At 36.2% G+C, this 23,108-nt stretch carries 22 protein-coding genes; 9 read left to right on the top strand and 13 right to left on the bottom strand.

Annotation, left to right across the window (positions count from 1 at the left end; genetic code table 11):
• The first annotated feature begins 18 nt into the window (after positions 1-18).
• The gene (locus ACY9Z2_RS09725) at positions 19-675 is read left to right on the top strand and encodes a DNA-3-methyladenine glycosylase family protein (RefSeq protein WP_463609438.1); all 657 of its coding nucleotides are present in this window, start codon (positions 19-21) and stop codon (positions 673-675) included.
• A gap of 67 nt (positions 676-742) precedes the next feature.
• Here the strand turns inward: ACY9Z2_RS09725 and ACY9Z2_RS09720 are convergent, their stop codons facing one another.
• The gene (locus ACY9Z2_RS09720) at positions 743-1,183 is read right to left on the bottom strand and encodes a YndM family protein (RefSeq protein WP_463609437.1); all 441 of its coding nucleotides are present in this window, start codon (positions 1,181-1,183) and stop codon (positions 743-745) included.
• An 84-nt stretch (positions 1,184-1,267) separates the two neighbouring features.
• Entirely contained in the window at positions 1,268-1,954 is a 687-nt protein-coding gene (locus ACY9Z2_RS09715; RefSeq protein WP_463609436.1) for an SDR family oxidoreductase, read from the bottom strand.
• Positions 1,955-2,065: 111 nt separating this feature from the next.
• On the opposite strand from ACY9Z2_RS09715, the gene ACY9Z2_RS09710 reads away from it, so the two are divergent.
• The 3 genes from ACY9Z2_RS09710 to ACY9Z2_RS09700 all read left to right on the top strand — a co-directional run bounded on the left by ACY9Z2_RS09710 (position 2,066) and on the right by ACY9Z2_RS09700 (position 3,380).
• The gene (locus ACY9Z2_RS09710; protein ID WP_463609435.1) at positions 2,066-2,509 is read left to right on the top strand and encodes a hypothetical protein; all 444 of its coding nucleotides are present in this window, start codon (positions 2,066-2,068) and stop codon (positions 2,507-2,509) included.
• A complete protein-coding gene (locus tag ACY9Z2_RS09705) occupies positions 2,469-2,774 on the top strand; it encodes a hypothetical protein (RefSeq protein WP_463609434.1) in 306 nt (101 codons plus the stop codon). The genes ACY9Z2_RS09710 and ACY9Z2_RS09705 overlap by 41 nt, the downstream gene beginning before the upstream one ends.
• A 120-nt stretch (positions 2,775-2,894) precedes the next feature.
• Positions 2,895-3,380 (top strand): class I adenylate-forming enzyme family protein, encoded by a 486-nt coding sequence (locus tag ACY9Z2_RS09700; protein ID WP_463609433.1) that lies wholly within the window; start codon positions 2,895-2,897, stop codon positions 3,378-3,380.
• A 76-nt stretch (positions 3,381-3,456) separates the two neighbouring features.
• Here ACY9Z2_RS09700 and ACY9Z2_RS09695 read toward each other — a convergent pair whose 3' ends face one another.
• A complete protein-coding gene (locus tag ACY9Z2_RS09695) occupies positions 3,457-4,389 on the bottom strand; it encodes a DMT family transporter (RefSeq protein WP_463609432.1) in 933 nt (310 codons plus the stop codon).
• 137 nt (positions 4,390-4,526) lie between these two features.
• On the opposite strand from ACY9Z2_RS09695, the gene ACY9Z2_RS09690 reads away from it, so the two are divergent.
• Positions 4,527-4,832 carry a PadR family transcriptional regulator gene (locus ACY9Z2_RS09690; protein ID WP_463609431.1) on the top strand — a complete coding sequence of 102 codons (306 nt, stop codon included), beginning with the start codon at positions 4,527-4,529 and terminating at the stop codon, positions 4,830-4,832.
• 16 nt (positions 4,833-4,848) lie between these two features.
• Positions 4,849-6,048: a chromate efflux transporter gene (chrA, locus tag ACY9Z2_RS09685; RefSeq protein WP_463609430.1), complete on the top strand. Its 1,200-nt coding sequence runs from the start codon at positions 4,849-4,851 to the stop codon at positions 6,046-6,048.
• 39 nt (positions 6,049-6,087) lie between these two features.
• Here chrA and ACY9Z2_RS09680 read toward each other — a convergent pair whose 3' ends face one another.
• A complete protein-coding gene (locus ACY9Z2_RS09680) occupies positions 6,088-8,118 on the bottom strand; it encodes a thioredoxin domain-containing protein (RefSeq protein WP_463609429.1) in 2,031 nt (676 codons plus the stop codon).
• Positions 8,119-8,151: 33 nt separating this feature from the next.
• The gene (locus ACY9Z2_RS09675) at positions 8,152-10,326 is read right to left on the bottom strand and encodes a type IA DNA topoisomerase (protein WP_463609428.1); all 2,175 of its coding nucleotides are present in this window, start codon (positions 10,324-10,326) and stop codon (positions 8,152-8,154) included.
• 207 nt (positions 10,327-10,533) lie between these two features.
• Between ACY9Z2_RS09675 and ACY9Z2_RS09670 the strand changes: the two genes are divergently transcribed.
• Positions 10,534-10,644, top strand: a complete 111-nt coding sequence (locus tag ACY9Z2_RS09670; protein ID WP_463609427.1) for a YjcZ family sporulation protein — start codon at positions 10,534-10,536, stop codon at positions 10,642-10,644.
• Between the two features lie 352 nt (positions 10,645-10,996).
• Here the strand turns inward: ACY9Z2_RS09670 and ACY9Z2_RS09665 are convergent, their stop codons facing one another.
• Positions 10,997-12,472, bottom strand: a complete 1,476-nt coding sequence (locus ACY9Z2_RS09665) for a flavin monoamine oxidase family protein (protein WP_463609482.1) — start codon at positions 12,470-12,472, stop codon at positions 10,997-10,999.
• 1,087 nt (positions 12,473-13,559) lie between these two features.
• Here ACY9Z2_RS09665 and uraA point away from each other — a divergent pair.
• On the top strand, positions 13,560-14,840 hold the full coding sequence (uraA, locus tag ACY9Z2_RS09660; protein WP_463609426.1) for a uracil permease: 1,281 nt from the start codon (positions 13,560-13,562) through the stop codon (positions 14,838-14,840).
• A gap of 12 nt (positions 14,841-14,852) precedes the next feature.
• On the opposite strand, the gene ACY9Z2_RS09655 is transcribed toward uraA, so the two are convergent.
• From ACY9Z2_RS09655 to ACY9Z2_RS09645, 3 genes are read right to left on the bottom strand one after another with little or no spacing between them, the layout of a single operon-like run.
• On the bottom strand, positions 14,853-16,445 hold the full coding sequence (locus ACY9Z2_RS09655) for a YndJ family protein (RefSeq protein ID WP_463609425.1): 1,593 nt from the start codon (positions 16,443-16,445) through the stop codon (positions 14,853-14,855).
• Positions 16,435-17,046, bottom strand: coding sequence for a DUF4166 domain-containing protein (locus ACY9Z2_RS09650; protein WP_463609424.1), 612 nt, complete (start codon positions 17,044-17,046; stop codon positions 16,435-16,437). Before ACY9Z2_RS09650 ends, ACY9Z2_RS09655 begins: the two co-directional genes overlap by 11 nt.
• 7 nt (positions 17,047-17,053) lie before the next feature.
• Positions 17,054-17,962, bottom strand: a complete 909-nt coding sequence (locus ACY9Z2_RS09645) for a DoxX-like family protein (protein WP_463609423.1) — start codon at positions 17,960-17,962, stop codon at positions 17,054-17,056.
• A 1,134-nt stretch (positions 17,963-19,096) separates the two neighbouring features.
• Here ACY9Z2_RS09645 and ACY9Z2_RS09640 point away from each other — a divergent pair.
• Positions 19,097-19,567, top strand: a complete 471-nt coding sequence (locus ACY9Z2_RS09640) for a YndM family protein (RefSeq protein ID WP_463609422.1) — start codon at positions 19,097-19,099, stop codon at positions 19,565-19,567.
• Positions 19,568-19,676: 109 nt separating this feature from the next.
• Here the strand turns inward: ACY9Z2_RS09640 and dacB are convergent, their stop codons facing one another.
• The 4 genes from dacB to ACY9Z2_RS09620 all read right to left on the bottom strand — a co-directional run bounded on the left by dacB (position 19,677) and on the right by ACY9Z2_RS09620 (position 23,103).
• Positions 19,677-21,224, bottom strand: coding sequence for a D-alanyl-D-alanine carboxypeptidase/D-alanyl-D-alanine endopeptidase (dacB, locus tag ACY9Z2_RS09635; protein ID WP_463609421.1), 1,548 nt, complete (start codon positions 21,222-21,224; stop codon positions 19,677-19,679).
• 30 nt (positions 21,225-21,254) lie between these two features.
• Positions 21,255-21,833 (bottom strand): pyridoxamine 5'-phosphate oxidase family protein, encoded by a 579-nt coding sequence (locus ACY9Z2_RS09630; protein ID WP_463609420.1) that lies wholly within the window; start codon positions 21,831-21,833, stop codon positions 21,255-21,257.
• An 18-nt stretch (positions 21,834-21,851) separates the two neighbouring features.
• Entirely contained in the window at positions 21,852-22,469 is a 618-nt protein-coding gene (locus tag ACY9Z2_RS09625; protein ID WP_463609419.1) for a class I SAM-dependent methyltransferase, read from the bottom strand.
• Positions 22,470-22,683: 214 nt separating this feature from the next.
• Positions 22,684-23,103 (bottom strand): VOC family protein, encoded by a 420-nt coding sequence (locus ACY9Z2_RS09620; RefSeq protein WP_463609418.1) that lies wholly within the window; start codon positions 23,101-23,103, stop codon positions 22,684-22,686.
• Positions 23,104-23,108: the final 5 nt, after the last annotated feature.

The following is a 23,108-nucleotide window of genomic DNA, read 5'->3' as shown; positions in this document are numbered from 1 at the left end:
TATAAATGGGGTGTTATGTTGGATAAAATAATCATAAAAGCTGATGATCCAGCTGTAATTGAACTTTCAAATGCTGATCCGCTAATGAAAAAAATAATAACCATTATTGGAGATATCGAATTTACTTTACGACCTAATTATTTTGTTTCACTTGTACGTTCTATTATCGGCCAACAAATATCTGTTCAGGCAGCGGATGCTATATTTGGGCGGCTAGAACAACTATTGGATAATGAGTTAACAGCAGAAGGTATATTAAAAAAAACAGACGATGAGCTTCGTTCAATAGGACTATCTGTGCGAAAAGTGGCATATATAAAGGATTTGAGCGAAAAAATTGCTACTGGAGTTATTGACTTAACCAAGCTTGTCAATTTAGAAAACGAGGAAGTTATTAAGCTACTAACGAGTATAAAAGGAATTGGAAAATGGACAGCTGAAATGTTTCTCATATTTTCATTAGGACGAATGGATGTCCTGGCTTTAGATGATATCGGGATACAACGTGGAGCAAAATGGTTGTACCAAGTAGATCAAACAGAGCGACGAAATGTGCTAGTGGAGAGATCACCTATTTGGAAGCCACACTTTACAATTGCATCGATTTATTTATGGGAAATCGTGCATTTAGAACTGATGGCAAAATACAATTCTATTGATGATATTAAATCCTAATTAAAGTAAATTTCATCTCACAAAGCGATATAAATAACCGCTTGGCATGGAACCAAGCGGTTTATCTTTACTCTTTCTTGTCTTTCGTTATTGTCTGTTCATTTGTTTCATCTGAAAACTCTGTTTGCAATTGTTGTCTTGAAATTGTATTGTGACGCTTTTGTTTGAAGACCTGTTCTTTCATATAAATATGGAAAAGCGATTCACTTATCGCGATAAAGAAACTCGCAAAAAATGCCGCGATTACAGTTGGCATTGATATATCAATAATCATTAATCCTAATATCCACATTGACAAAAATGCTAATCCGAAGTCAGCAATTACAGCTAAAAGGTTTCCGGTTCGCTTTAAAATAAATAAGTCCCCAATAATATAAGAAATGCCTGTCACAAGAAGACTCATCCAAAATAAACGACCTAATGAAGCATTATAAAAAATACCGAATATGGAATAGACTACAATTGCAGTGTAAATGAATTTTATACCAATAGCTTTGATATGATTCATAATAGAAAACCATCCTTTACAGAATTTTTCTTTAGTATGTAACATACATACGAAAAATATTACCTGTTAAGGATGGAACTCTGACTATACTGGACGAACAGTTATTTCATTTACATTGACATACTCAGGCTGTGTTACTGCATAAACTACTGCCTGTGCAATATCAGTTGGTTCTAACGGTTTTCGATCGCGCATTTTTGACGTAATCGCCGTATCAACCTGACCTGGCGATATATTCGTTACTCTTACTCCAGTACGAGCAAGTTCTTTCTCTAAACTCATTGAAAGTGAACGAACAGCAAATTTAGTAGCACTATAAACAGCACTAACTTTGTTCACTTCAAGACCTGATACGGATGCTACATTAACAATATGACCGGCAGAACGTTCTAACATTCCAGGTATCGCTGAATTAATTCCATAAAGTACACCTTTTATATTCGTATCAATCATACGATCCCATTCATCTGTTTTTCCATCTTGAATTCTGGAACCAAGCATTGCTCCAGCATTATTTACATATACATCGATTTGACCAAATTCAGCAATGGCTTTTTCAGCTAAGACATCAACTTCCGATTTTTTTGTCATATCTGTTACTACACCGATTGCATTTCCATTTATACCCGCCACAACAGTATCAAGTTTACCTTTCCTTCGTGCAGCTAGAACAACATTTGCTCCCTCTTCTGCTAGGGTTTCTGCGATTGCCGCGCCAATTCCACTACTAGCTCCTGTAACAACAGCTGTTTTTCCAGTTAATTTTCCCATTTCGTACCACTCCTTTACATTAAGTCTATCATTTTTATACTTAGGGATAAAAATGTTGAAACTTTGTTTAAGGTAAGTCCGTACTAACAATCGGAAAATTAATAAAGGTGTGTGTTATATTTTGGGGAAATTACTCGTATTTTTTGTAGTAGGATTTATCGGTTTATCTTTAGATTTATTATTCTAGATAAGTTTGAGCTAGATCAACTGTTAATTTTACTTCTTTTTCCAATTGGTGCTATGGGGATCCTTTTTATCTCAAGGAAACAAATTACGAAGGATGCAACGTATCAGGCTGAAGAAGACCTTCCATTATCGACCAAACTGAGTGACCGAATTTCCACCGGTCAGAAATTCACCTATGCTGCAAATAAGAAGATTGGTACTTATAATCGATTTTATAAAAAGTGGTGGCATCGAATCATTGCTGAAATCATGGATAATCCAGGTATATGGTATTTAAATTTAACGTTCACTTTATCTAATGGCGATGAAATAAAGATTGTAGAAACCAATGATAACCAATTTAAGAAAGGATTGGACAATTTTTCGTAATGGTGTAGAATACGGCGCTGTACGTACTGATTATTCGTTCAAAAATACGAAGAGATTACGAGAAGGCTTATTTTTAGACATTAACGAACGATCCTATTATTACAAGTCCAATCGTCTATCTTCACATACAGAAATTAGCTTGGACGATTATCGGCTTGCAACTGGTAAACGCACAAAGGGTTCTATATACGAGCTTTCTGTTTCGGAAGACGAAGAAATGCTATTTATTGCTTTTATTTTATTCAATTACACCTTTCATCAATAACGAAATAAACACTATTCTCTGTACACCAATATCTTTAAAACGCTTTCAAAAGTATGATATAATTTTTATAATTCATATAATAATAAAGATTTGAGATAAATGAAAAAAGGTGGGTAGAATATGGTGAGTACTACTGTACGCGTCGTTAACAAGGATGGAAAGGATGTAAAACATGATGGAACGGAAATTGGTGAAATTGTTGTTAAAGGGCCTGGTGTACTAGGTGATCAAGACGAATGGCACAACACTGGGGATATGGGAACAATTAATGAAGATGGTCAAGTGACAATAGTTGAGCGAAAGAAAGACATCGTGATAAATGGAAAAGATGCGATCTCTTCTATTGAAGTGGAAAGTGTCATGAAAGACCATCAAGCTGTTCAAGAAGTAGCAATTATAGTGACTCCACACAAATTAGATGGAGAAGTTCTACATGCAATAGTAGTACCGCATGAAAATCATTTAGTTACAAAGGAAGAACTACTTGAGTACGCAAATAAAAAACTTGATTCAATCGCTTGTCCAAAAGAAATTACCTTTATGAACGAACTACCGAAAACGCCTAGTGGAAAAATACAAAAATTACAATTAAAAGAACTTCTTTAGAAAAAGGTACCGCTTTTGCGGTGCCTTTTGTATTTCAATTTATTGTTACTTTAAAAGATATAAATGAAAACTACTCCTATTTATTAGAAACAGTTCGATTAAAGTGTTTCTTTCGTTGATATGTCGATAGAATAACGCCACCAACAATTAACAACGAACCAAATACCTCAATAAACGTAATCGGTTTAAATAACACGACAAAACCAACGACCATTGCTACAAATGGTTCTAAGTTCGATAACATTGATGCTTTAGATGCATCTACGTACTTAATGTTATTATTCCATATTAACGTTGCGATCCCATGTACAACAATTGCTGTTCCTATCAGGAACGCCCAATCGCCAACAGAAACACTCATTCGAATTGGATTATCCATTGTAAAAGCGAAAGGTATCGCCACTACGAATCCAACCGAATTGGAATACAGTGTGATTGTCAATGGATCGACTCTTTTGGATAGAAGTCTGGTAATAATAATCATTATTGCAAATGAGATCATTGTAACCACTATCCAAAGCAATCCTTTTTCAATATGAATAGCAGCGAAGTTACCTTTTGTAACAACAAAAAAGATACCGATTATCGCTACGATTGATCCTAGCACCATGCGTAATGTTACTTTTTCGCTTAGGAATATCGCAGCTAAAAATCCAGTTAATATCGGAGTCGTCGCTAAAACTAAAGCCGATAATGTCGTGTCAGCTGTCTGTAGACCAATAAAGAATGTCCATTGGTTAATATAAACGCCTACAATTCCAAGGATTAATATAGCTATCCAATCCGTTTTACTGATACGTTTAAAATTCCTCTTAAATGCTGCTATCACGAATAAAAATAACACGATGAAAAATAGCCGTAACATCGTCAACATGGTTGGAGAAAAATCCTGTACTAATATTTTTCCAAAGATGAAATTACTCCCCCACATTACGATACAAAATGTTAACCATAAATATGCTTTTACCATGTATACTTCAGAGCCCTTCCACTGCAAAATATTATCCATAACAACTATAGCTTATTACACTCCAAATATAAATTAATGCGCATTCTAATTTTATACTTGTAGTCAGTTAGGTTTTAATATAAAATAACGATATCGGGACTCGATATTGGAATCCAATAATGAAAGGAGTTACCTAATTGGACAATAAAGTATTACGCAAACTGTTTCTTGGATTTATCCAAATTCATATACTCCACCATGCGAAAGAGGAACCGATTTATGGATCTTGGATGTTAGAAGAATTACGTGAACATGGTTACGAAATTAGTGCTGGAACCCTTTACCCTATTCTACACTCAATGGAAATGGATGGTTTGTTGAAACGAGAAGATGTCAATGTGAATGGCAAAATACGAAAGTACTACCAGATTACATCAAAAGGTGACAATGTTCTTCAAGAAGCACGTGCTAAGGCATACGAACTATTTAAAGAAATTAAATAGATGAGGAGTAATTACTATGGAGAATCAATCAACCGGAAAGAACCGATTGCAAACACTACTAGAAATTTTGTTTGCATCAACGAAGCTTGGACTTACATCTTTTGGCGGACCAGTAGCCCATTTAGCCTATTTCAAGGATGAATACATCGACAGACGAAAATGGCTAGATGATAAAACGTATACAGATATTATAGCGCTCTGTCAATTTTTACCTGGACCAGCGAGTAGTCAGGTCGGTATCGCCATTGGTATGTTGCGAGGAGGACTGCTCGGAGGAGTAATATCATGGATGGGATTTACTATTCCATCTATTGTAGTATTAGTAGTTTTTGCAATGTTATATCAAAGTTTTAATTTAGGTGATGCTACCTTCATTCACAGTTTGAAAATTGTAGCTGCAGCTGTCGTACTGCATGCCTTGATTGGACTTGGAAGGAAATTAACTCCAGATAAAACTCGACTTGGAATCGCACTTGTCGCCGCAAGTATTATGTTAATTTATCCTTCAGCATGGATGCAAATCTTGATTATTTTAGCGGCCGGGCTATTTGGTTTAAAACTGTTTAAAGATAAAGTGGAACCTAATGTGAAACCTTTTTCTATAAACTTCTCTAAAAAACTTGGCATAACTTCATTAAGCTTGCTTATAGTTTTGCTTGTAGTGCTCCCTTTACTAGCAAAATTCACAAATAATCCATTGATTAATATTTTCGATATTTTTTTCAGAGTTGGTTCGCTAGTTTTTGGTGGTGGACACGTTGTTTTGCCTATGATAGAACGGGAACTGGTGCCACAGGGCTTATTGACAGCTGATCAATTTCTAGCAGGTTATGGAATGGCTCAAGCTGTACCTGGACCTTTATTTACTTTCTCAAGTTACTTGGGAACGATGATGGAAGGAATTGCTGGAGCAGTGGTCGCAACTATTGGAATATTTCTACCATCATTTCTATTGATAGTTGCAGCATTACCATTTTTAAATGAATTACGGAATCGCTCATCATTCCAAGGAATATTAATGGGGGTAAATGCGAGTGTTGTCGGAATTTTACTAGCAGCATTTTACGATCCTGTAATTAAAAGTTCAATTTTTGATGCATCGGATTTTTGTCTTGCCGTTATATTATTTGTCTTATTAAACGTTTGGAAAGTGCCCGCATGGATGATTGTTATTTTAGGTGTAATTGGTGGTTATTTACTAAGTTTTATAGGCTAAGAAGGAGGCCGTCGGATATGACGGCCTCCTTCTGTTTTTTCACTCCACTATCATTTGCAAAGCCTGATCAACATTCGTTGTAGGTTGCTTACAAGTAAATTTTTCACATACATAGATGGTAACTTTATCATCTATTATTCGATAATCACTTGTGAACGGTGCCAACTTGCCAAGTTCTTCTGGTCTATTGCCCACTAATAATGAAACGTTTGGTAAGAATTGTTCATGTACTTCCTGAAGGAATTTTTTTACCTCTTCACCAATGATTACGACCTCTTTCATCCCGAATTCCGTATGAAGGATACTCTGCAAGAAAAACGTACTCGCATTTCCGTATCCTTCAAGATCTTCTTTGAAAGAATGGTACATCTCTTCTACCCTATCTAAATAACGCGTTTCACCAGTCAGGTGCCCTAAACGCGTTAGCATTACTGCTGCCACACTATTTCCTGATGGAATAGCACCGTCGAAGATTTCTTTTCCTCTGACAATTAATGTTTCGCTGTCACTACCGTAAAAGAAAAAGCCTCCATTCTCGATGTCCCAAAATAAGTTAATCATGTTGTCTGCAGTGTCTTTTGCTTTTTGCAGATAATTTAGATCGAACGTAGCATCGTACATTTCTACATAAGCCCATAGCAAAAATGCATAGTCATCAACATAACCTTTATGTTTTGTCTCACCATCCCGAAATCTTGCCATTACACGATCATTACTTATTAGATTTTTTTCAATGAATTTTAAATTGGACGCTGCCACATCTATGTATTGCTGATTTTTATACACCTTACCTGCTTTTGCTAGTCCTGTTATCATTAATGCATTCCATCCAGTTAAAATTTTGTCATCAACATGTGGGTATACTCTTTCAGTTCGTGTCTTACGTAATAGTTGTTTAGCTGTTTCTAATTTCTCTTTCAATTGAAGTTCAGTCAATTCATAATCAATTTTCAGCGCCTCTATATCGGTGTCAATTAGATTTGGTATGTTATTTCCTTCAAAATTACCAAAGGTTGAAATGTCATATACGTCACAAAAAAGTTCTCCCAGATCATTCCCAAGAACATCAATGATTTCTTCCCTTTCCCAGACGTAGTATTTACCCTCGATCCCTTCTGAATCAGCATCTATCGCTGAAAAAAAACCACCTTTATCGCTGACCATTTCCCGCATCACAAATTCAATGATTTGTTCGGATATCTGTTTGTAAAAAGGATTTGCAGTTATTTGGTACGTCTCCACATAAACCATCAACAATAGCGCATTGTCGTACAGCATTTTTTCAAAATGCGGAACGAGCCATTTCTCATCGGTTGAGTAGCGGGAAAAACCAAATCCAATATGGTCATAGATCCCACCATTCGCCATTGCCTTTAATGTAATTTCAACCATCTCAAGCGCTTCCGGTGCTTCTCTTGTCTTGTAATAACGAAGTAAAAATAATAAATTATGTGGTGCTGGAAATTTAGGTGCATCACCAAAACCTCCATACTCACTATCAAACATTTGTTTTAGCTGATGAAATGTACGATCAACCACCTGAGTCGTTAGTCGTTCGTTACTTTTTTGTGTATTCGTTTTTTGTAGCGCCTGTGTCACACTTAACGTAACTTTTTCAATATGCTCCGGATCTTCCGTGTATTTATTGTAGAGCTGTTTAATAACCTCTTTAAATCCAGGCAACCCATACTTACTTTCTTTAGGGAAATATGTACCTGCATAGAAAGGAATACTCTCGGGTGTCATAAATATACTTAATGGCCATCCGCCATGCCCAGTCATCATCTGACACACTTTCATATAAACAGAGTCTATGTCTGGACGTTCTTCTCGATCAACTTTAATTGAAACGAATCGATCATTTAATAACTTGGCAATTTCATTATCCTCAAAGGATTCATGCGCAAATACATGACACCAATGACATGCGCTATAGCCAATAGAGAGAAAAATTGGTTTGTTTTCTCGTTTTGCCTTTTCAAAAGCTTCATTCCCCCATGGATACCAGTCAACAGGATTATCAACATGTTGGAGTAAATATGGAGATTTTTCACTAGCTAATTTATTCATTTTCCCACCTCAGCGTATATGGACGTATCTTTTTCAAGAGGAAGACTTACCAAAACTATTTTTAAATTCCATCTTCCAGCTATAGTATTCATTTGAAGAATTTTTTTCATACCGTAAGTAAGCATTAAATTTATTCCCTTTTTTACTTACAAGACCTTTCACGTAGGCAGACTTATGATGTAACAGCGACTTTACCATTGTTTTGGTCGCTTTTTTCTTCATAGTTGCTAGATATTTATCATTTTTCCATATTACAAACTTGCATCCACTTTTCCAATTGCTACATCCAAAACCTCTTTTACCTTCAATTATTTTCCCTTCGCATTGCGGACACTTTCCCAAAGGCTCTTTCGATAGTTTTGGTGCAGTAACTTGATTAATGATTTCAGCTTCATCATGTCTAATTTTTTCAACAGAATCTCGTGTGAAATCAAAAACTATTTTCAAAAACGCTTCTTTTGATACGGAACTTTTTTCGATATCTGATAAAGTTTTCTCTAAACGCCCCGTATACTCCAAGTCAAAAAGTTCATGTACAGGAAATGTCTCTACTAACCTTTTACCAAGTTCAGTACAAACTAAATTTTTTCGTTGGGAGCTTATGTACCCTACATCTTTAAGCTTTTTTATTGTTTCTGCTCTTGTAGCTGGTGTCCCAATACTGAATCCTGATAATACACCACCCATGATTTCTTCCACATCATCCTCTTTAACGCCTTTTCCACATGTCTCCATTGTACGTAAAAGCGTTTTTTCGGTATGATTCTTTGGTGGCTTCGTTACATGTGATGATACGTTAGCATCTACTTGTTTGACTGTTTCATTTTCGTTGACAACTGGTAATAGTGTGTCCTTTGTCTGGATATTTTCTACCTTTTTCCATCCTTCGACAAGCTGTACTTTACCTTTTGAATAAAATAATCCTTTTGCTTCAATGTTATTTACTCTGGTTACGATCGTTGTTTCCTCATAACGAGCAACAGGCATAAACTGCATAATAAAGCGATTTTTAATCGCAGTATATACTATTTGTTGGTCACTAGTTAACCGAGTAGGCTTCATATAAGTTGGTATAATCGCACTATGACTTTCTACTTTTGCATTATTAAACACACGCTTTGATTTCATAAACTTAATATCGTCTTTATAATCCAGATTTTCTGAAACTGCCTTTAATACTCCAGCAGCTTTCCCCACTAAACTTTCATCTAGTGCCGTACTCGATGTTCTTGGATAAGTAATAAATTTCTTTTCGTAAAGCGACTGAGCAACTTTTAATACTTTATCTGAGGACCAACCATTATATTTGTTTGTTATATACCCTTGTAAATTAGAAAGGTTAAAAAGAAACGGTGGAAACTCTTTCTTTTCTTCCACTTGTTTATCTATAATCGTTGCATATTTGTCCACTAGCTGTTCTTTAATAGATTCTAAGACTTCTTTATCTTTGAATTTTTCCTTTTTCCCTTCCATGTATGTACCTTCGAATGTATGGTGTTTATTCGTTTGAAAGGTTGCTGTTAACTTAAAAAAGTCTTCAGGAATAAAATTTTCTATTTCTTTATCACGGTCGTAAATAATTTTCAAAGTCGGCAATAAAACACGCCCTATATTAAGAGCCTTCCCGCTTCCCTTTTGATATTTCAATGTTGCTACCGACGTTAAATTAATACCAATTACCCAATCAGCCCATTGTCTACCAATTCCCGCGTCCTGCAATGATTTCATTGTCCCGTTAGGTTTCATGTTTTCGATACCGCGTCTAACTTCCTCAGGAGTCCACTCGTTTATTAGTAGACGGTAGATGGGTTTGTTCGGTTTTATGTAATTAATAATACTATCTCCTATGATTTGACCTTCTCGATCAAAATCACATGCAGAAATAATTGAATTGACATTCGTTCTATTCATTAATTGTTGGATGATTTTCAACTGTTTTCTAGCTCCACTATCTACCTGTTCTCTATTGCGCGGATTACTTTTTATCTTATATTTAAATTCATCAGGAACAAACGGAAAATTCTCCATCCTCCACTTTATCATTTTGGAATCATAATCTTTAGCGTCAAAAAGCTGTAAAAGATGACCAAAAGCCCAAGTAATAATATAACCATTTCCTTCAAAATAGCCATCCTTTTTAGTTTTAATCGAGAAGGCATCGGCAATGTTCTTTGCCACAGAGGGTTTTTCTGCGAGGATTAATTTCATATAGCTTCACCTGTCTTTGACCAATTTTTTACATTATAACACAAATACCTAAACCGGAACAAATGTTCCTGTTATGAGAGTTATTCATAAAAAAACTGACAGTAGACTTAACACCCATTTCTTCCAAAACTATATAAAAGTCCATTACAAAACACCCCTTGCTACATAGAATGATAGTGATCCTATTGCGAAAGGGGGAATTTTTCAATGAGTTACGGTGGAAACAATGGTGGATTTGCGTTAATCGTTGTCCTATTTATCTTGCTAATTATCGTCGGTGCAGGCGGATATGTAAACGGCTTTGGCGGCGGATATTAATTCGTAAAACTACCTTCAGCTAACACAATATCATCATTCCTCTATCAGAAAAAAAGCTCGAGCAACTGTGTAGAACTTGACGCATAATATTGCTTATGTTGTCAGCTTCAAGTAGCCACAGCTTTAGAAAAACTCAGCATTCGCCTCGTCCTTAATAGCGAATGCTGAAGTTTTTTCTAATAAGGTCTACCATAATTTATGCTTTCTGACGTTAGAACGAAAAGCTAGTTTCCTATTGGGAACTAGCTTTTTTACACAGATAGAAAAATATAATTTTCAAGATTTCAGCGCAAGAACATCTAGGGCTATCACCATTAAAACTTAATGATAAGCCAAGTTTTCAAATCATACGTTACGTGTCTCTAAAATGAACTTCCCATGCAGTTCGAATACCTGACTCGATTGCTCCCTCAACCCATCCATGAAAAGTTGATGTATGTTCGCCTGCAAAGTGTAACCTGCCTTCTGGTAGATAAATAGCCTTATCAAAATCAGATGCTTGATTTGGTGTAAATAAGGTAAAACAACCAGCAGAAAATTTATTTTGACTCCAACTAAAGGTTGCTCCCTGTAAAAATTCGTTGTATACCTGTGGTCCATATATTTTAAATAACCCATCCAGAGCTTCCCTGATCCGTCCTTCTTCTCCTAAACTACTCCAAAGCATTGCATTATGCCCCCAACTATAGCTTGCAAGCATTACACCTGGACCCTTTTCTCCTATATCATGGCTCGGGTTATACGTAAACCGTAATGGAAAATCGGTAATAATATTTCCAATCTCCTCATTCTCCCAAAATTTTGTTCGAAATTCTAATCCAATCTTAACTGAAGAAACAAAATTTAGTTCCCGAATAACTTTCCATTTATCATATGAAATGGAATGATAAGGATATACATCGATAAACTGAAAAACAGAATAAGGCACCGTTACAATCGTATAGTCCGCTTCAAAAACATGGCAATGACCTGACAATTGATCTAACGTTGTAACAGCTACACTTTCATCTTTTTGATAAAGGTGGGTCACATACTGATTAAAAACCACCTGATTTTTCAATTCCTTATATAAACTTTTAGGAAGTAAATCATTTCCCCCAGTAATTTCATAATACGTCAACTCCGGATTGAATACTGTAGAAACAATATCTAGTAAAATATCGATAAATGAATACTCGGGAAAACCTTCTATCCCTAAAACAACTTTAATCATGCGGATAGCGTCAGCAGATAAACTTTCCCCAAACGGATTATATCGTAGAAATTCGTCAAATGAATAGTGGTCAAACCGTTCCCTAAGCTGTTCTTGTTCTTGGTCAGTACTATTGTTATATAACGTTAAAAATGGTTGTACAGCATTTAAAAGTAAATCTCTTGCCGTCTTCCCCTTTTCGTTTGGAAGAAGCGGAAATTGCAGAACGTCGGGATTTTTTTCATAATATTCAGCTGTAGTCAAGATACCGTTAACAAATAATATATCCTTAGGAGAAGTATTGAAAAAAGGATTTGTTGGTAGTTGGAACTTTTGAACATATGCTTTAACCAATTCATGTGTTTCCGGAAAACGCATTGCTCCCATGTCTAAATAGTTCCCAGGAGTAAAAGGCTTTCGTACTGTATAAATTCGGCCACCAATTCGATCATTTCCTTCAATTATTGTTACTTGGTGACCAGCTTCGGTAAGCAATGAAGCTGCAACTAATCCCGCCATTCCTGCACCTATTATGGAAACTTTTTTTGGATCTTCTGTTTTTGGCAGACCATTTTGTATGATCGAAAGCATATCATCTGGATAAGACAAATCCCCATATTGATGAGTATTAGACATAGTATCCAAGTTGGGTCAACTCCTTTATTCCATAATATGAAAACAGAATGAATGGTATGTGTTAACCATCTTGTAAAATAATCCCATTTAGAATGCTTGGCTTATTGCCTAGCCTTCGTTGCACTCATTTATACTGCTTTCATTCTTATCGGCCAAGAAAAACTGGTTGTCACTAGGTCCGTTTATAAGTAAACTGCGGACTAAGTATGTGCTACATTGATTTCTGCTCCTGACATTCACTTTCCGCGGGCAACGCTTCAGTCTCCTCGGAAGAAAACCACATTCTGAACGAATAGTACGCCAAGAACACTGCTTTGCTTGGTATCGGACTGAGGATGCTCTATTTACCATTTTTACCTTTATTTTGAGGAGTAACGGACACACGATGCCTTATCCAACTAAAAAACATGATTTTCAACTGTTTTTACCCAAATAAGGAATCCTGAGTCCGATAACAACCACATTTACCCTAATTTTTCGCAAATAAGGGATCGTGTGTCCGCAAGCTGACATCCTGCATGAAATCTTTCCAGTGCGCTCGAAAATGTTACGTCACTAGCCTTGTCCGGAGCGGAAATCAACATTGCTGATACCATAATTATGAATTTTCATTAGTTCGCAGGTTACTTCAACTACGAATCTATTTAATACTTTATTTTTTATCATAGGTGAATACTAAAAAAGTAATTACGTTTTATCCATTATCTTTGATAAAAAAAGATTGACACACACTGCAGAAATTGTCATAATTACTAAGAATAGTGAAGGCTACTGCTTAGGGATGTGCAAATAGATAAGCAGGTGAAATGTAGGGTGTTCTTCCCTTACGTTCATCCTAGCTAATTATTTGCTAGGCCGCTAGGAGCCGCAGCTAAATATGAAAAAGTTCATACGGTTACCTTTAATTCAGTCCCGTGAGACTGGCAAGGTGGAACAGATACTGTATCTGTTTAACAGTAAAATCTTAAGAAAGGAATCTCTTCCTAACTTAAGATGTTTATTTGTACACACACCTTGCCCAAATAGGCAAGGTTTTTTTGATTTTTTAGAAGGAACTGATGAACCAAATAATTTAGGGGGAAAAATTATGGCACATAGAGAAATCCAGGTAGATGAACGTTTACCATTTTTACAAAGCCTACCACTTAGTATTCAGCATTTATTTGCAATGTTTGGTTCAACCGTATTAGTACCAGTATTGTTCGGTGTGAATCCAGCGACAATTCTACTAATGAATGGGGTCGGTACGCTTATTTACCTATTTATCACAAAAGGAAAAATACCAGCTTACTTAGGTTCTAGTTTTGCCTTTATCTCACCGGTCTTTGTCGTTTTAGGACAGTACTCTGGTGGAACAGGCTATAGTTACGTTCTTGGTGGATTTCTGGCAGTTGGTATTGTATTAACCCTGGTCGCACTCCTCGTAAAAGTTGCTGGAACATCGTGGATAGATGTTATTTTTCCACCTGCTGCAATGGGAGCAATCGTAGCTGTAATCGGATTAGAACTCGTACCAACTGCAGCACAAATGGCAGGTTGGATTCCACCTGCTGACGGTGGTCCAACTTGGAGTATCAATCCTGAAGTTGCACTTGTATCTTTCTTAACATTAGCAATAACTATCATTTGTTGGGTAACCTTACGTGGTTTTTTAAAGATTATACCAATCCTAATAGGTATTGTTGCAGGCTACTTTATTGCATATGCGTTTGGTCTTGTTGATTTATCAAAAGTTCAAGAAGCAGCTTGGATATCGATGCCGACCTTTTACCAAATGAAAATAGATTGGTCAGCAATTTTAGTTATTCTACCTGCTGCGCTCGTCCTCATTCCTGAACACATCGGTCACCTTTTTGTAACTGGTAATATTGTAAAAAAGGATTTAACAAAGGATCCTGGACTTGATCGATCACTTGCGGGTAATGGTATCTCAACAATCATTTCAAGTTTCTTTGGTGCAACACCAAATACAACTTACGGCGAAAATATTGGTGTGCTAGCTATAACTCGTGTTTACTCAACCTGGATTATTGGTATGGCTGCAGTAATTGCAATCATTCTTTCGTTCTGTGGTAAGCTTGCAGCATTGATTTCATCTATTCCAACTCCTGTAATGGGTGGGATTTCCATCCTATTATTTGGAATTATTGCAGCAAGTGGTATTCGAATGTTAGTCGAAGCTAAAATTGATTATAATCGTTCGCAGAACTTAATCCTTACTACTGTAGTCCTTGTTATTGGAATTAGTGGGGCAACCGTACAATTGGGTGACGTCGCCTTAAAAGGTATGGGTCTTGCAACGATCGTCGCAATTATTTTGAGCGTATTCTTCAAGATCCTTGATCTATTAAAGCTGTCAAACGAATAGAAAAACCGGGTATTAACCCGGTTTTTCTTTTTTTTGAATGACGTAATCAATCGATAAGAACGGAATGGAAAAAATCCACATCTTATGGTTTGCATTCAAAATTCCATTTTCAGCTTCGCTTACTAAAAATTGTTCTTCAATTGGTAGCTTAAATAATGAATTTTTCATTGCAAGGTATATACCTGAGTCCCCTTCAGTTCTATGCTTTCTCTTACTCGTTAACTCGAGACTATTACTTGATTCATTCAACTCTAAGATACCGATCATTGCTGACCACGGTAACGGGAGTGCAATGTTCATATACGTCCCTCCATCCGTTTCATGGTGAGAGTATAACGCTACGAAGATAGTTTCTTCATTTGTTTTTCGAATCCAGGCTCTTGGCTTAATTCTTCCATCTATACTCTCTTTAACTGAACGTATTTCCCCTGTCATTTCAATTTGTTCATTTGTTAGAGGCAAGTTAATTTGTTCAACATGCTTGCTTAACAGACGATAAATTTTTGCTAGAGGCTTAAACCACGTATACCAGTTAACTTCAGCAAATAGACGGTAATCGTTTGTATTCTCATAAAAATCCCCTATTGTTTCACTATTCACATGGTATATGCGCATGTCATCTACTAGACCTGTATATGTTTTATCATCAATAATTTCTGTTAATACACTTTCTCCAATGCGACTCTTCCCCTTTATCCGGCTGATAGGAAAATTCATGTTCCGCTGATTTGAAATTGGTATTTTTATCACCCATCCGACGATGCCAAAAAGTGCGAAAAACAAACAATTAATAATGCCATGAAAACGAATCATGAATTCTATTGATATAAAATATAACCCTGATAAATTTCCGAAAGCATAGACCAATGAAAAAAGAATACTTATTCCTAACGCTCCAAAGGAAATTCGTACGAAGATTTTCTGTAAAAGCTGAAGTTTTTTCAATTTTAGTGATAGAAAAATTAATCCATAGATACCTACAATATAAAGGATTGTTCCAAATAATTCTATTATTGTCGAATAGGTTATCCCTAATGCAACGATTATTGGTGATAATAAAATAATCGTACCAATTCCTTTATATATTGGGGATTTATATACCCTTCCGAGAAAACCTACAAATATGGGTAACAAAAATGATGCATAATGAAAATGTACACTTGTTAGCCACGTAATTATTGGTGAGAATCCTGTATCTATGTCCGATATATGGGCAAAAAACCATCCTCCACCAATCATTAAATAAACAAGCGCCATATCAATCATGAATTCTTCAAAATGCGCAAAACCTCTTTGCATGAATCGGAAAATACCATACCATGCGACAAACAATGTAAATATAAAATAGAGAAAAGCAAACAAAAGATCTAAGCTTGTTTCTGATGTAAAATGTAAAATAATAACTCCTACAATGCCAAAAATACTGATAAACGGAAGAAGTTTTGCAAGCTTTCCTTCATCATTTTTTATAATTATATGTAGTGTTAGTGGTACGTACACTAACTGGGCAAGGGTTAAAATATAGGAATACCAAGGTTCTGTACTGAACATCGTCAATAGTAAGATAATAAAAATATTGATAATTGCTATATGTTTAAATGTCATTACTTGTAAACTCCCCTTCGTACGTAAAAACGGTTCCAATAATCGGGTTTTTTACAACTACCTTAATTGTAAAAGCATCTCGACTATCTATGTAGTTTTCAGTGACTGTTGCTAAACCTTGAAACATCCTTGGCAAGGGGATTTCAATTTTACCAATTACCAACCGTTGATCTTTCGAAATAATCTTTAATCCTCCCTCTTCTGTACAAGATAAGATTAAATCAGAATATACAATATGCGGTTCTCCTAAATAATCTTTAATAACGTTTCGCTTTTTATCTAAACTCATTAAAGCATGGAAGTATCTTTCTTTCTCCTGAAAATAAAAAGTCCGTTCCCAGTAAATCTGATTCTCACCATTTTTTCCAATACGGGGTGTATTAACAATTTTAAATGGAACATTAATTCCACGTTCTGGAAAAAGTAATTTCCATTTAGCTGCCAGTCGAAAAATTGGGTAAAGCCACTTGGGGCCGCCACTAATTTTTTCCATCGTACCAATAGCTGTAAAAGGACACCCTTCCATAAATTCATACCTTTTTTGTAACATAGGGTGAAGTTTATAAAATTGGTCACCTAAAACTTCTTTATAAATTGACATGATTAGTTTATCGTCGCTTTCGTATACAATTTTTTGCGCTTGGAATGTTGTGATGTTGTAAAAGCCCAATGATGGTGAGAATAAATAGAGACAAATTAAATGTTAATGGGTTAAATGGTTCACCTAAGGAACTAGTATCTGCAACAATAGCCGAGAGTGTTAAAAGCGGAAACATTATACACTGGATCCATAATAATTGACGTTTTTTTGAATAGATAAGCCATAGGAAACCAAACAGAACTTCAAGCACCCCAGCTACTATCACTAAATTAGAAGCTAGATTATAGGAGATAGGAATTACTTCTGTTACCATATATATTTCTTTAGGATGCATCATGATTAACTTTGGAATAAGTCCGTGATAAACCCATACAAAAAAGAAAAGAAATGCAATTAGCCAATTGCTAAAAAATCGTAAATATTGAGTTTGGGGAGTCTCCCCTTTTTCAATCCAACGTTTTAAAACATCAAAACTAAGTGCTGTGGCCCACCCAATCAATGGGCGAAATACAAAGCGATCAAATATTTTCCCCATGCTACCGAAGCTCGGCTGATAATTATATTGGGTTAAAAATGTAATGGAAGAATCCTCTTTCGGAATATATTTCCAATACCCTCGGCCTTCACGAATTATCGAGAAAAATTGCTCGGTTCCAAATTGTAAAGAGGATGTTCGCGAACCGTTCTCCGCATGAAAACTCCCCACACTTTTCCCCCATCCTTCTACTTGCATACCAAATCCAATTTTCGTACTATATGTAAATTTTTGGGGTTCATTTTCTTTCTTTGGTAAGTAAGTTATGGAAGAAAACCGTAGATCCCATTGCTCGTGTAATTTTGGCTGCTGGGTAGCCTCCCACAGTTTTTCCATATTCGATTCAATTGGTATTTCCACATAAATCGGTTTATTTTTCACGCTAATCACCACCATTATAATGATTAGTCTAACATAACTCAGAAAAAGTAGGGACAAATCTTGAATAGGAAAAGTGTTTTTTGTTGCCCTTCAACCTTCGTAATTGAAGTAATCTGCGAACTAGTGAAAATTCATGTTTACGGTATCAGCAATGTTGATTTCCACTGCAGGCAAGGCTAGTGATGTACCATTTCGAGCGTACTGGAAAGATTGCATGCAGGATGTCAGCTAGCGGACACACGATCCCTTATTTGAGTAAAATAAGGGTAAATGCGGTTGTTATCGGACTCAGGATTCCTTATTTGAGTAAAAACAGTTGAAAATCATGTTTTTTAGTTTAATAAGGCATCGTGTGTCCGATAATCCTCGAAATAAAGGTAAAAAAGGTAAATAAGGCATTCTCAGTCCGATACCAAGCAGTGTCCTTGGCGTAGGCGTACTATTAGGTCAGAATGTTTAGATTACAGTTGAAGGAAACCTCGAACTAATGAAAATTCATGATCAGTGTTCCATAGCCGTTCCGAAAATACACTTTGCTTTCCGCGGGCTCGCGATGAGCCTCCTCGTGAGAAAATCACTCACTGCGGGGTCTCATCGTCTTCGCTTTTTCCGCAGGAGTCAAAGTGTATTTTCTCCACTGGAGTTGTGTTCAATAACTATTATTTCTTTTATAGGACGCTTAAAAACATTAATTATCTGCTATTTTGGCAGTTGATCTTCGCTGTGGGCAGTCGACTCCTTGAAAAAGAAGGTCACTTTTTCTGCGTGCGATGTTGTTTCAGGGAAGCATTCCTTGTCCTGCGGGATTAATAGGCATAGGTGAGACCCCGGAGCGCATTAAGTAAGGAAGGCCGACTAAAACCGTCCTTTGCGGACAACGTCGGCATACCCCTTGCCGGGGCAAGGAGGCTCACCAGCCGCCCTAAGGTGCGCGACTGCTCGAAGCGGAAATCAACGTTGCTTTTAGAATAGACATAAATTTCCTTTAGTTCGCAGTTTACGTATTTTACGACAAAACAATAAATTATTAGTAAACAATTCCAAAAATATAGTTCCTCTTTTATCTGTTGCATATTTACTACTAGCCGGGAAAAAATAAAAATGCACAAAAATGTAATAGAAAGGAGCATAGAAATGGAACATGTAAAAGCGTTACTTATGAAGTTTGCATTGACTACGGCTGTACTATTTGTGGTTTTATCTTTGTTTTATGGTGTTGATTTCGGTGATGTACTATTACTCAGTCTTATTTTAACAGGGGTGGCTTATCTTGGTGACTTATATGTATTACCGAATACGAGTAACACCGTTGCATCCCTAGCAGATATTGGACTCGCGTTCTTTATAATCTGGCTAGTCGGAGGAGGAGTAATTGAGGAAAATATCCCGTTAGTCATGGCTTCGTTAATAAGTGCAATCGTTATAGGTATTTGCGAAGCTTTTTTCCATCGCTATATGGAAGGAAATGTTTTAAATGAAGAGCATGATCGGGGTCCAAGGCAAGTATCCCAAACACAATTCAGTACAGAATTCGGTTCCGATCAAGCAGATGATCTTAAAACAGATGATGTTGACCCGACCCAAAATGATGACAATAATAAATAACAGCAAAACAGACCGGAACAATAATATTCGGTCTGTTTTTCTATCTTAAATGAATTGTCCTAAACAAAAAAGAGAATCAACTATATTGCTGACTCTCTTTTAAGCTTGCTTATTGACTATTGGCTAAAATAGATACAATCTTATCTTCTATCTCTTTCCCATCATCCTCATCAATCAAGTGGTTGCTTACAATCGAAAAGATCACCGATTCGCTTTCCTTTGTATTAATGTAACCAGACAATGAGCTTACGGAATGAATTGTGCCCGTTTTCGCTTGTATCCTTGCTATTCCTGAAAGTTCACTCATTCGATTACGAAGCGTGCCACCTATCATGCGTTCTTTAACGCCAGCAACTGGTAACGAATGGATGAATGTTGAATACCAATCTTTACTTTGAACAGCATATAAAAGCTTCGAAATTTGATTAGGGGGAATTAAATTTATACTAGAGATTCCAGATCCATCTCTAATCTTCATGGTTTCAATATCTAATCCTAATTTAAGCAACTCTTCTTCCATTACTTCAAGCCCTTTTTCCCAACTTCCTTCACCTTTTACGACTTTGCCCATTTCTTTTACCAATATTTCACCGATCACATTGTTGCTCAGCTTCATAAATGGCATCAAAAGATCAGATAATGGCATGGATTCATGAGAAACCAATAAATTCGCTTCCTCCGGTGTTTTTCCTACTTTTACCTCACCTGACCAAGAAATTCCTTGACGTTTAAGAGCCTGCTGGAATAAATCTAACGCGTAACCTGTTGGCTCCCAAACGGCAATCCATTCTTTTGATGTTTCCGAATCACTAGGGATCGAGCCCTTGATGGTAATAATATTCGTTCCGTGTTTGCGGCCAATTTCTAAGTTTCCTTCCTGACCTGAAGCAACAGTAGTTGCAGTATTTTTAACCTTAACATAATCGGTATTAGGAGAAATAGAAACAGATGGTTTTTCACCTTCGTAGCTACCTGGCACAACTTCAACTACAACCGAACCTGCATCATAATCTGATGTTGGAGAAGCGGTTAATGCAGAAATTTGTGCACCATAATAGTATTGCTCATCATCCCATATTAAATCAGGAGAAATCCGTACATCATCATACCACGTGTCGTCACCGATAATATTTCCGTGAATTTTATTAATACCTGATTCCTTTATTTTTTTTGCGAACATAACAAAATCCTCTAGTAGCAGTGTAGGATCACCTTTACCTTTCAGATAAAGATTTCCGTGAAGAATATTACCTTTCGTCGTACCAGAAGTTAATATTTCCGTAGAAAATGTATGGTCTCTACCAAGTGTAGATAGTGCTGCTGCTGCGGTAAATAATTTCATATTAGAGGCTGGATGTAGACGTGTATTTCCGTTATGTTGATAAATCAAATCTCCGGTTGCTGTAGAACGAATACTAATTCCGATAATGCCACCACTTAATAAGGGTTCATTTTTTATATAGTTATCTAACTTTTGTTCTAAAGTTTTAGAATCTGTATTAGTTTTTGCGTTAGCTGGAGTACTTTGCTTGTCCAAAACGTTCTCCTCCTTCACATCGCTCACAGTTTCCTGGTTTTTATCAAAAGGAAGCCCATCGATTATAATGATGAATAATACGATAAATGATACGATAAAAATGACTCTTGCTATTTTCATAATGTTTCACCTCCCTGTTTCAAGCCTATACTATTGATTTTTAGTTTGTTTCACCTGAAAAAAATCTCCAGCTATTGATTTATCCTCTTCTATTTTCTTCTCCACTAATGGTATATGCTTCGAACAATGAATATAGGCTTCATCCACTTCTACCAATACCCAACGCTCAGCCTTACTTTCATTACCAATATTTTTTAGCATATTCGATGAAAGGGACAATTCATTTAATTGCTCATTATCTACAATTATTGCTTTTCCATTAACATGTAATCCAACCCCGTATTCAAAGAAATCAATAAACATCAGACCAATATGTGGATTTTCAGTTATATTTCCAAGGCTCGCCATCACACCATTACCCTTATACTCTGGAAAAATTAACCTTTTTTTATCTATTGTTCTGACGAAGCCCTTTTCCCCTGCTCTAAAAGAAGAATCACAATTCCCATTACGGTCAGATGTAGCAATAAAAACCATTTCCTGATTGGAAATAAAATCTTTCATTAAACCGTTCATGTAATCTAACATTTGATTATTGTAAAAGGAGTATGCTCGTTTTGTTGTATTGTATTTCTCTTGAAGTAGCTTTTCTCCTGATAGTTTTGACAATCTATTCGCTCCTCACATTTACTTTCTGCACACTGCAATTCCAACAGGAAAATAGTAATCCGAATTTAAGTCTGCTGGCTCTATTAGTGCACCCTTTTGGAAAAAATATGTGGCAGAGGTGTAGTTATTAAACAGTTCTCTAAATTCATTAACAGTTAGTTGATGAACATGAAAAGGTTGTCCACTTGGTATACCTCTCCCTTTACCAAATGGAGTAGAAATTATTAAGGTTCCTTGTGGCTTCAGTAATCGATATATGTTTTCTAGAAATTGATTCTCTTCCCGTATATGTTCAATTGTTTCAAAGCTGATGATAGTATCGAATTGGCCATATTTATCCAGCAAATTCTCATCGAGAACGTCTGCTTTGAGAAATGTTGAAAGAGGGTGATAATAATTGTGTTTAGCATAAGCAATTGCATCGTCGTCTATATCAATACCAATAATTTCGTTTACTTTATCCTTGCAATTTTTTGCTATAATATGACTACCATAACCAGTACCACTAGCAAAATCAAGTACACGACCATGTGCATATTTACATGCCAAAAAGTATCTTGCTACATGTTCAATTAATAAGCTATTCGTAATCTTCATTTTTTCAGGAATGAGACGCTCTCCTGTATCTTTCAACATTTCATTCACCGCTTCTAGGAAAATTGTCTTATACGTATTGTAACATAATCACCCTGAAAGCTTCATCAAACAACGTTTCATTAGATTAGATCTTTGGGAGAATACAACAAGATGTTTAAAGGTGCTATCAAATAGTAATCATAAACAGTATGGGTACTTACCAAATAATAAACAGAAGAAAAGCACCAATTTCAAGGTGCTTTTCGCAGTTTAATTAACTATTTTCCATTTCTGTTGAAACTTGCCATGTGACACCAAACTTGTCAGTAACCATCCCGAATGCCGGACTCCAGAATGTTTTCTGGAGAGGCATGCCAACATTTCCACCATCCGCTAATTCCGAAAACACTTCCTCTGTCTTTTTAGAATCAGTTATTGTAATTGCAATTGTTACCTGTGAGCCAAGCTGGTATGGATTTCCGGGAAAAGTATCGGAAAGCATAAGATCTGCGTCGCCAACTTTCAATTGAGCATTTAAAACTCGATGCTTTTCCTCCTCTGGAATAGACATTTCCGGATTGTCTCCAAACGTCTGTACATTTGTTACTTTCGCATCTAAAGCAGATTCATAAAATTTGACTGCTTCTTGTCCATTTCCGTTCATCACTAGATATGGGTAAATACCCTTAATCATATCAT

The sequence above is a fragment of the Virgibacillus sp. GM2-2 genome, assembly GCF_055329585.1.
The sequence above is the reverse complement of the archived record's forward strand: the minus strand, read 5'-3'. Positions and strand labels throughout refer to the sequence as shown.

Coding starts and splice junctions, on each gene's coding strand:
- ACY9Z2_RS09680 (WP_463609429.1), bottom strand. CDS start 8,118: ATGAATAAATTAGCTAGTGAAAAATCTCCATATTTACTCCAACATGTT.
- ACY9Z2_RS09675 (WP_463609428.1), bottom strand. CDS start 10,326: ATGAAATTAATCCTCGCAGAAAAACCCTCTGTGGCAAAGAACATTGCC.
- ACY9Z2_RS09715 (WP_463609436.1), bottom strand. CDS start 1,954: ATGGGAAAATTAACTGGAAAAACAGCTGTTGTTACAGGAGCTAGTAGT.
- ACY9Z2_RS09650 (WP_463609424.1), bottom strand. CDS start 17,046: ATGTCAATTTATAAAGAAGTTTTAGGTGACCAATTTTATAAACTTCAC.
- ACY9Z2_RS09695 (WP_463609432.1), bottom strand. CDS start 4,389: ATGGATAATATTTTGCAGTGGAAGGGCTCTGAAGTATACATGGTAAAA.
- ACY9Z2_RS09665 (WP_463609482.1), bottom strand. CDS start 12,472: ATGTCTAATACTCATCAATATGGGGATTTGTCTTATCCAGATGATATG.
- dacB (WP_463609421.1), bottom strand. CDS start 21,224: ATGAAAATAGCAAGAGTCATTTTTATCGTATCATTTATCGTATTATTC.
- ACY9Z2_RS09670 (WP_463609427.1), top strand. CDS start 10,534: ATGAGTTACGGTGGAAACAATGGTGGATTTGCGTTAATCGTTGTCCTA.
- ACY9Z2_RS09655 (WP_463609425.1), bottom strand. CDS start 16,445: ATGACATTTAAACATATAGCAATTATCAATATTTTTATTATCTTACTA.
- ACY9Z2_RS09620 (WP_463609418.1), bottom strand. CDS start 23,103: ATGATTAAGGGTATTTACCCATATCTAGTGATGAACGGAAATGGACAA.
- ACY9Z2_RS09700 (WP_463609433.1), top strand. CDS start 2,895: ATGGTGAGTACTACTGTACGCGTCGTTAACAAGGATGGAAAGGATGTA.
- ACY9Z2_RS09720 (WP_463609437.1), bottom strand. CDS start 1,183: ATGAATCATATCAAAGCTATTGGTATAAAATTCATTTACACTGCAATT.
- uraA (WP_463609426.1), top strand. CDS start 13,560: ATGGCACATAGAGAAATCCAGGTAGATGAACGTTTACCATTTTTACAA.
- ACY9Z2_RS09640 (WP_463609422.1), top strand. CDS start 19,097: ATGGAACATGTAAAAGCGTTACTTATGAAGTTTGCATTGACTACGGCT.
- ACY9Z2_RS09705 (WP_463609434.1), top strand. CDS start 2,469: ATGATAACCAATTTAAGAAAGGATTGGACAATTTTTCGTAATGGTGTA.
- chrA (WP_463609430.1), top strand. CDS start 4,849: ATGGAGAATCAATCAACCGGAAAGAACCGATTGCAAACACTACTAGAA.
- ACY9Z2_RS09625 (WP_463609419.1), bottom strand. CDS start 22,469: ATGTTGAAAGATACAGGAGAGCGTCTCATTCCTGAAAAAATGAAGATT.